Below are 8,163 nucleotides of genomic sequence, written 5' to 3'. Positions count from 1 at the left end.
TCGCTATCGAGTTCGCGCTCGCCCGGCTTGGCCTTGCTGGCATCTTGCCCGCCAACGGCGCCCTCATGCTTGCCCTTGGCCTTGGGATCAATCTGTTCGATAAAGGCTTCATGCGCCTTGGCCGCATCCTTGCTAAACAAGGCAGCCTGCTCGGTGGCCGTGTCGCCCAGCAGTTTGCCCAGATCGTGCGCGCTGTGGAACTGTGACAGCGCCTGCTCGGTATCAAGCTGGGTCGAGGTCACGCCGCTGCCTTGCTGCGGGCGCGCCGTGGTCGACAACAGCACGCCGTCGCCGCCGCGCACCACGCCCCAGGCGTCGGTGCGCAGCTCAAAGCCGCTGCCGCGGTACGCGCCGCGCTGGGCGGAGGAGGGCTGCTGGGCGATCAGGTAACCCAGATTGAGCTGGGTCGCCGCCGTGCTGGTTGCCAGCCGCGTGCGCACCTGGCCGGGCGTGTCGTCCAGCTGCCACTGATTGAACCCGGCGCCGTCAAAATTATGACTGTGGATACCAGACAGCACGCCCGCGTGGTTGGCGCCCGAATCGACGCCGGCCGCGAACGGCGGCGCGTCCGCGCCGGTATATAGTTGGGCCACCACCAGCGGGCGGTCCATGTCGCCTTCGATAAAGTCGACCAGCACTTCGGTGCCGATGCGCGGGGTGAACTGCGAACCCCAGTTGGGGCCCGCTAGCGCTTCGGCCACGCGCACCCAGGTGCCGGACGTTTCGTCGCCCGGCGCATTGCCCTTGCTGTCGGTGTTGTGGCCCATGCCGCCGGCGTTGGCGCCCTGGCCGCGCTGCCAGGCAAACTGCACCCGGACCTGATGGTCGCGCACTGTCGTTGAAATGGCGTCGCCCAGTCCCACCACCAGCGCCGTTTGGGGACCGAGCGCGGTGCTGGTGTGCGGGTCTGCCATCATGCGCGGCACGATCGCCACCACATCGCGCACGCAGGCAAAGGTATTGCGGTAGGTGCCCGCTTCGACGCCCGTATCGGCCGCACCTTTTACCTGCGACTGAAAATTATTGCGCGCTTCATGGCGGACCGAGAGGACAGTGAACGCGGCGTCCGGATAGCGCTCGTGCTGGCTCAGCGTAAAGGCGTGGCCGGCGGCCAGGCGGCGCACGGCGCCGGCGCCTTCGAACACCTTGTTTTCCAGTTCCAGGGCCTGCAGCATCAAGGCGCTGTGCGGGTCGGCCGCGCCGCTGTCGCTGGCAATGCGCTCGCCACTGCCGTCATAGATCGCCAGCGCAGGCAGTTCGCCAGCGTCAAGGCTGGACTGCTGTTCCGCTGCGGGGGCCACCAGCTGCAATGGATCCCAGCTGCTGATGCTGACCGCATTGGCCTGCATTTGGCGCCGCGCGCTGAATTTGTCGATTGCGTCGTCGGTGTCTGTCGCGCGCACGCCGTGAAAGCGGATGGTGTCGCCGCCGGGTGTGGCCGGCGCTTTCGCCTTGCTGTCGAAGATGACCAGCTTGTGCTTGGCTTGGCCGTCGCCGGCCGCGTCGTCGTCGCCTGCCTGGTCATGCTCGAAGCGCCAGTTCAAGCCCTCCGAGGCCAGCAGGCGCGTGATGAATTCCAGGTCGCTCTCGCGGTACTGGGTGCAGATTTCCCGCTGCGCCAACGCCTGCGTGACGTCGAATTCAAAGCGCACCTGCGGATAGTCGGCCAGCAGTTCTGTGATGATCTCTTGCGCGTTCTTGTCCTGGAAAATATAGCTGTCGCGGCGATGGCGCAGCAGCGAAAAGGCCGGCTCCAGGCGCAGGCGATAGCGCGCCACGCCGCCGTCGGCGCCGAGCCATGCGGCCTGCGTGCACAGGCCGTGCCACGCGCGCCGGCTGCCGTTTGGCTGCAGCAGGGAGATGGTGAGTTCCTCGCCAATGAACAGGTCAAGCTCAAGATCGGTCGACACGCTCAGCGCATCGACATCGAAGGCGAACAATTCGTTGACCGCTTCGCGGCCGCTGAATTTTTCGGCCATCAGCGATTCAGGCAAGGCTCGGTCCTGCGCGCTGGCCAGCGTGACCAGGCGTGCATGCTGGCTTAGCCCGGTCCCGAACAGGCCCAGGGCGGAGAATTCGGCCAAGCCGTCCATCAGGGCAGTGTGATGGTCAGGTTGGCAGCTTTCGGGGCCAGCTTGACGACGTCGTCATAAGCAATGAGCGTGTGCTCGGTACTGCGCGAGAGCGAAGCGCGCAGCCCGATATAACCCAGTATGCAAATGAGCCCGAACACCGAGCACAATACCCACAGCGGCAAGTCGCTGCGCAGCTTGTGGATGATCTGGTCCGGGCGGTCGGCGAAAGGCGCAAAACCGCCGCGCTTGCCCTTCATGCTGGCTATTTCGTCGCCCAGGCGCGCGGTGAGGTAGTTCAGCTTTTCGGTGCCCTCGATGATGTACTTGCCCTGAAAGCCGAGCAGCAGGCACATATGGAAAACTTCGAGCGCATGCAAATGGGCGCTGCCGCGCGCGCGCAGCGATTCAAGCCGGTTGAAAAAATTTTCACCGGCCAGTTGGTCGCCGAACAGGGTCAGTTGCAGCGGCCGGCGCGACCAGTCTTCGCGAATTGGAAACTGCGAGCGCAAAATGATCTCGTCAACGGCGGCGCAAAATGCATACTTCGATGCGTCGATGTCATCGGCCGATGCACCGTGCTTCTTGGCGCCGCGACCAAATTCGTCGAGGAACTGCGCCATCTTCTGCGCAAAATCCGCGTTGTCCTGCGGGCCGTTGCCGTTCTTGAGCATGAACAGTGCATAAAAACCGTCATACATCAGGTCGAGCAGCGTTTGCGGCGCGGCGCTTTGCGATGGCGCTTGCGGCGCGGCGCCGATCAGGGAGGGTGCGTTCGAGGTCATTGAAAATAATCCTTGGGTCAGGAAGTCACGGCAATCAGCTCAAGCGACAGTTCGCGCATGCCTGACGGGACATAGATCGAAATCGATTGCGCCTGCAGCATGCGTTCATACATCTGGCCTTTCGCTTCGATCGTGAAGTAGACGGTGTCGGGCCGCACCGGCACTGCGGCAGGCACCTGCGGCGCGTGCGACAGGCGCACGCCCGGCATGGCCGAGAGAACGAATTTTTCCACATCGTCCGGCGCGCCGATCTTGAAGCGCATCGGCACCACGTCCACCAGTTCAACGGCCGTCATGTCGGCCGACACGGCCACATAGAAGGCCGTCTTGTCGTCGATTTTACCGGAGTCGAGCATGCCGATGTAGTAGCTCGGCCTGACTTGCGTCAAGGCAATAGCGAAGTATTTGGACGAGATGACGGTGTCCAGCAGTTCGCGGATGATCAGGTGCAGCTTGGCAAAGCACGGTCCCGGATCGCTGTGCAGATAAGGCGGCAAATCGGTCAGTGTCCAGCTCTTGGAAAACGTCATCAGGCCGCCGGCTACGCCAAGCAGTTGTTCGTACAGGCGTTCTGGATGGAGTGCCGGATGGTGAAAGTAGTGCGCCAGCGATGCGTAAGCCGAGCTGGCCGTATGCAGCAGCCAGAATGACGACATGTCGCCGGAGCGAAATTCAATCACGTTCTTGCTCGGCTCGCGATGGTGGCCGTACAAGGCGCTGACCTTGGCCTGCAGCGCGTCGATCAGGCGGCGCAGTTGCAGGAACAGGATGGGCGCGCCGCGAATCGACATGCTGGGCGGGACGAACGCCGGATCGAGCTCGAAGCCGCCGGTGGCCACGCGGCGCAGGCGCAGCAGCGGGAAGTGCACGTACGAGTCGCGCGGCTCGAATTCCGACACCAGGCGCACGGTTTTCTTCAGATACGCCAGCTGGGCTTGCGCGGCCTGGGTGTACAGGTCGGGCGTGTCCATGTTCGCTTGCACGAAGCGGGCCGCGTTCATCGACTGGCCGGTTTGACCGAAATTGCCGCCGAAAGGCTTGAAGGCGGGCAGGGCGGCGTAAAACGTGACGGTCTGCTGCGACTGCAGCAGTTCCGACAGATCGACCGTGTCGGGCAGTTCGTCGGCGCCCGGCGCGTCGTACAGCTCGCCGTCCTGGAAACGCAGCGACAGTTCCATCACGCGCAGCGCATTGTTCGACAGCGCGTCGCGGTCCACCTGCAAGGTGTTCACGCCCCAGGCGTAGGGGTGAAGCGCCTTGACGCTTTCGTTCAGGCGGTGTTCGTGGTACTGGTCTTGCTGCTGAAAATGCTGGGGGCGCAGGAACAGGCCCTCGCCCCAAAGTACTTTGCTCGTCATGACGTTTGCATCCTTCTATTTGTCTCGGTGGCAAGTATGCCCGACGTTAATTACTGAAACAATAACATTTCCTGAAGAAATTAGCACTGAAAAAACGAAATCAATCGTGCGCAGTGAGAATTGGTGATTTTCAATTGATTGTATTAATCTTTGATTATGTGATAACGTGTCGCCAGAGTAAATATTTCAATTAAAACATTGTTTCTTTGTTACTGTTTCTGAGGACTGCATGACCACCCTGACTACCCTGTACCGTTTCCTGGGCAGCGCCGCGCTGATCGCCAGCCTGACTGCCTGTGCCACCAACACTGCCACCCCGTCCGCCGCCGCCGCGCCCAAGCTGCAGGACATGTTGACCAAAGCTTCCGAAGCGGCCAGCGCCGGCCAGAAAGAGCAGGCCATCACCCAGTGGAAGGCAACCGCCGCCGCCTACCCGACCGACAAGACCGCCTGGGGCCATATCGCCAAGGCGAAATTTGACGCGGCCCAATACGGTGAAGCCATCGTCAATGCCGAAGAAGTGCTGGTGCGCGACCCCAACGACAAGCAAGCGAGCAGCATCATCGCCACCAGCGGCCTGCGCCTGGCCACCCGCGCCTTGAGCAACCTGAGCCGCCAGAACGGTTTTACCGGTTCGCTGCAAAAGGAATCGATGGAACTGGCGCGCGTGCTGCGCGACAGCCTGGGCAACGATATTTTGTTCAGCCCGCCCCCAGACAAGATCACGATCAAGGATCCGAAGCCAAAGGCCAAGGTCGTCAGCGATGCGCCGGCCAAGGTCAAGCTCGCCGAGCCGCCGAAGGTCAAGGAAAAGCCAAAGGCCGACGACTGCAAGGCCGGCGACCCGTTTTGTGCGTTGAAGTAAACACCGTTTAACGATTCCATCCACCTAGAGGGGAAAATTATGTCCAAGTCAGAGAGTGTCCAGAAGCGCCTGCAAAAGGTTCGTCCACCACGCGTGCAGATGACGTACGACGTTGAAATCGGCGACGAGACCGCGAGCAAGGAACTGCCTTTCGTTACCGCCGTCGTCGGCGATTTCGGCGGCAATTCGGAAGTCGAGCAAAAGCGCCTGAAGGACCGCAGTTTCGTCGGCATCGACCGCGACAATTTTGATGAAGTGATGAAGGGCGTCGCCCCGCGCGCCGCCTACCAGGTGCAAAACACGCTGTCCGACGAAGGCGGAAAATTCGGCGTCGACCTGACCTTCAATTCGCTCGAAGATTTCCGTCCGGAGTCGATCGTGGCCCAGGTCGAGCCGCTGCGCAAACTGCTCGAAGCGCGCACCAAGCTGGCCGACCTGCGCAACAAACTGGCCGGCAACGACAAGCTCGAAGACTTGCTCAACGACGTCTTGCACAGCACCGAAAAAATGGCAGAACTCGGCCAGGCCACCACCAACAAGGAAGATTGATCATGTCCGCTCAAATGAACCAGGCCGCAGGTGCGGCGCCCGCAGCCGAGTCGGCACTGCTCGACCAGATCGTTGAACAGAGCAAGGTCGCCAAGTCGAGCGTCGAACATGAGCGCGCCAAGGATTTGATTTCCGAACTGGTGCACCAGGTCATGGACGGCACCGTTGTCGTTTCCGACAACTTGGCCGCCACCATCGACGCGCGCGTCGCTGAACTGGACCGCATGATTTCGGCGCAGCTGTCGGCCGTCATGCACGCCCCGGAATTCCAGAAATTGGAGAGCAGCTGGACTGGCCTGAACTACCTGGTGAAAAACACCGCGACCGGTCAGAACATGAAGATCAAGATGCTCAACGCGACCAAGAAGGAACTGGTCAAGGACTTCCAGAGCGCGCTTGAATTCGACCAGAGCACGATGTTCAAGAAGATCTACGAAGAAGAATTCGGCACCTTCGGCGGCGCCCCGTTCGGTACCATCCTGGGCGACTTCGAAATCAACCGCCAGCCCGAAGACATGTACTTCATCGAGCAGATGTCGCACGTGGCCGCCGCCGCGCACGCGCCGTTCATCTCGTCGGCGTCGCCCGAGCTGTTTGGCCTGGAGACCTACAGCGACCTTGGCAAGCCGCGCGACCTGTCGAAGGTCTTCGACACCGTCGAATACACCAAATGGAAGTCGTTCCGTGAATCGGAAGACTCGCGCTACGTCGGCCTCACGCTGCCGCGCTTTCTGGGCCGCCTGCCGTTCAACCCGGCCGATGGCGCCACCACCGAAGGCTTCAATTTTGTTGAAGACGTCGACGGCACCGACCACCACAAGTACCTGTGGTGCAACGCTGCCTACGCCTTCGGCACCAAGCTGACCGGCGCGTTCGAAGACTTCGGCTGGTGCGCGGCGATTCGCGGCGTTGAAGGCGGCGGCCTGGTCGAAGACCTGCCGACCCACACCTTCAAGACCGACGAAGGCGAAGTGGCGCTCAAGTGCCCGACCGAGATTGCCATCACCGACCGCCGCGAGAAGGAATTGTCGGACCTGGGCTTTATTTCGCTGGTCCACTGCAAGAACACCGACTACGCCGCCTTTTTCGGCGCCCAGTCGGCGCAAAAGGCCAAGAAATACCAGTCTGACGCGGCCAACGCCAACGCGGTTCTGTCGGCCCAGCTGCAGTATATTTTCGCCGTCTCGCGCATCGCCCACTACATGAAGGCGATGATGCGCGACAAGATCGGCAGCTTTGCCGCCGCCTCCAACGTCGAAGACTTCCTGAACCGCTGGCTGACCCAGTACGTTCTGCTCGACGACAACGCCAGCCAGGAACAGAAGGCCCAGTTCCCGCTGCGCGAAGCATCGGTGCAGGTGTCCGAAGTGCCTGGCCGTCCCGGCGTCTACCGCGCCGTCTCATTCCTGCGTCCGCATTTCCAGCTTGACGAGCTTTCCGTTTCACTCCGACTGGTCGCGGAGCTGCCTGCTTCGACCAAAAAGTAATATCCATAAACCACTGAAAGGAACACCATGGCAATTGACGTCTACCTCCAAATCGAGGGTATCAAAGGCGAATCGACCGACTCCACCCACAAGGACTGGATCGAGTGCAAATCGGTCAACTGGCACGTGCTGCAGCCTAAGTCGGCTACCGCATCGACCGGCGGCGGCCACACTGCCGAGCGTACCGAGCACAAAGATATCGTGATCGACAAACTGGCCGACCTGGCAACCCCTCTGCTGCTGCAGAACTGCTCGTCCGGCAAGACCATCCCTAAGGCAAAGCTGGAATTCCTGCGCGCCGACGGCAAGGGCGAGCGTATCAAGTACTTTGAAATCGAACTTGAGAACGTGTTGATCAGCAGCGTGGCGCCATCGGTGCAAGCTGGCGACATCCTGACCGAAGCACTGTCGTTGAAGTACTCGAAGGTCAAGTGGAAATACACGCAGCAAAAGGTCGGCGGCGGTTCGGGCGGCAACACGTCCGGCGGCTGGGACTTGGCAGCAAACAAGCTGGCTTAATCTAGTTGGCTTAACGAAGCAAGAAACGGGGTACCGATGAAGGGTTTTACGCCTGGACTATTTGACCGGCTGCTCGATGTGCCGGTCAGCGGTGCCACCAGCGGCTTGGTCGCGCGCATGAATATCGAGGACTTGAAGGACTCGGTAGCGCGCGATCTCGAGGCGCTGCTTAACACGCGCACAGTTATCCCGGAAGAGATCCTGAAGCGGTTCCCCGAATGTGGCCGTTCCATCGTCACCTACGGCCTGAATGATTTTGCAGGCCGTTCCCTTTCCAGCACGGACGACCGCGCCTATATTTGCCAGTGCCTGGAAAAGGCCATTGCGCGTCACGAGCCGCGCCTGCGCAACGTCAAAGCGTCGCTCGAACTGCGGGAAGATTCAGTCAATCGCTTGAATTTCGCCATTACCGCACTGATGGTCGTCAGCACGTCGCAAGAACCGGTCAATTTTGACGCGGTCCTGCAGCCATCTAGCTTGCATTACACAATCAGCAAGGCGCGCCGAACTGCGTCTGCGGGAGCCTGA

8 protein-coding genes are annotated in these 8,163 nt (G+C 61.1%); 5 read left to right on the top strand and 3 right to left on the bottom strand.

Annotated features, from left to right (window positions below; translation table 11 throughout):
• The 3 genes from ACP7BV_RS03100 to tssK form a co-directional block, all read right to left on the bottom strand.
• The coding region (locus tag ACP7BV_RS03100; RefSeq protein ID WP_426101386.1) for a type VI secretion system Vgr family protein at nucleotides 1-2,093 on the bottom strand (2,093 nt) is incomplete at its 3' end.
• Entirely contained in the window at nucleotides 2,093-2,857 is a 765-nt protein-coding gene (gene icmH, locus ACP7BV_RS03095) for a type IVB secretion system protein IcmH/DotU (RefSeq protein WP_426101384.1), read from the bottom strand. The genes icmH and ACP7BV_RS03100, both read right to left, overlap by 1 nt.
• A 17-nt stretch (nucleotides 2,858-2,874) precedes the next feature.
• Nucleotides 2,875-4,215, bottom strand: a complete 1,341-nt coding sequence (tssK, locus tag ACP7BV_RS03090) for a type VI secretion system baseplate subunit TssK (protein ID WP_426101382.1) — start codon at nucleotides 4,213-4,215, stop codon at nucleotides 2,875-2,877.
• Nucleotides 4,216-4,444: 229 nt separating this feature from the next.
• Here tssK and ACP7BV_RS03085 point away from each other — a divergent pair, with 229 nt between their 5' ends.
• Genes ACP7BV_RS03085 through tssE form a run of 5 tightly spaced genes read left to right on the top strand, consistent with a single transcriptional unit; the run spans nucleotide 4,445 to nucleotide 8,163 of the window.
• Nucleotides 4,445-5,080, top strand: coding sequence for a tetratricopeptide repeat protein (locus ACP7BV_RS03085; RefSeq protein WP_426101380.1), 636 nt, complete (start codon nucleotides 4,445-4,447; stop codon nucleotides 5,078-5,080).
• Between the two features lie 39 nt (nucleotides 5,081-5,119).
• Nucleotides 5,120-5,629 (top strand): type VI secretion system contractile sheath small subunit, encoded by a 510-nt coding sequence (gene tssB / locus ACP7BV_RS03080; protein ID WP_426101378.1) that lies wholly within the window; start codon nucleotides 5,120-5,122, stop codon nucleotides 5,627-5,629.
• Nucleotides 5,630-5,631: 2 nt separating this feature from the next.
• The gene (gene tssC, locus ACP7BV_RS03075) at nucleotides 5,632-7,116 is read left to right on the top strand and encodes a type VI secretion system contractile sheath large subunit (protein WP_426101376.1); all 1,485 of its coding nucleotides are present in this window, start codon (nucleotides 5,632-5,634) and stop codon (nucleotides 7,114-7,116) included.
• Nucleotides 7,117-7,143: 27 nt separating this feature from the next.
• Complete coding sequence (locus tag ACP7BV_RS03070; RefSeq protein ID WP_426101374.1) at nucleotides 7,144-7,635, top strand: Hcp family type VI secretion system effector; 492 nt, start codon at nucleotides 7,144-7,146, stop codon at nucleotides 7,633-7,635.
• Between the two features lie 36 nt (nucleotides 7,636-7,671).
• The gene (gene tssE, locus ACP7BV_RS03065) at nucleotides 7,672-8,163 is read left to right on the top strand and encodes a type VI secretion system baseplate subunit TssE (protein ID WP_426101372.1); all 492 of its coding nucleotides are present in this window, start codon (nucleotides 7,672-7,674) and stop codon (nucleotides 8,161-8,163) included.

Origin of the sequence: Massilia sp. TSP1-1-2 (assembly GCF_049896185.1) — a bacterium.
In the GTDB taxonomy this organism is placed as follows: Bacteria; Pseudomonadota; Gammaproteobacteria; order Burkholderiales; family Burkholderiaceae_D; genus Telluria_A.
This window is presented reverse-complemented; position numbering and strand designations above follow the sequence as displayed.

Coding starts and splice junctions, on each gene's coding strand:
- tssK (WP_426101382.1), bottom strand. CDS start 4,215: ATGACGAGCAAAGTACTTTGGGGCGAGGGCCTGTTCCTGCGCCCCCAG.
- tssB (WP_426101378.1), top strand. CDS start 5,120: ATGTCCAAGTCAGAGAGTGTCCAGAAGCGCCTGCAAAAGGTTCGTCCA.
- ACP7BV_RS03070 (WP_426101374.1), top strand. CDS start 7,144: ATGGCAATTGACGTCTACCTCCAAATCGAGGGTATCAAAGGCGAATCG.
- tssE (WP_426101372.1), top strand. CDS start 7,672: ATGAAGGGTTTTACGCCTGGACTATTTGACCGGCTGCTCGATGTGCCG.
- ACP7BV_RS03085 (WP_426101380.1), top strand. CDS start 4,445: ATGACCACCCTGACTACCCTGTACCGTTTCCTGGGCAGCGCCGCGCTG.
- icmH (WP_426101384.1), bottom strand. CDS start 2,857: ATGACCTCGAACGCACCCTCCCTGATCGGCGCCGCGCCGCAAGCGCCA.
- tssC (WP_426101376.1), top strand. CDS start 5,632: ATGTCCGCTCAAATGAACCAGGCCGCAGGTGCGGCGCCCGCAGCCGAG.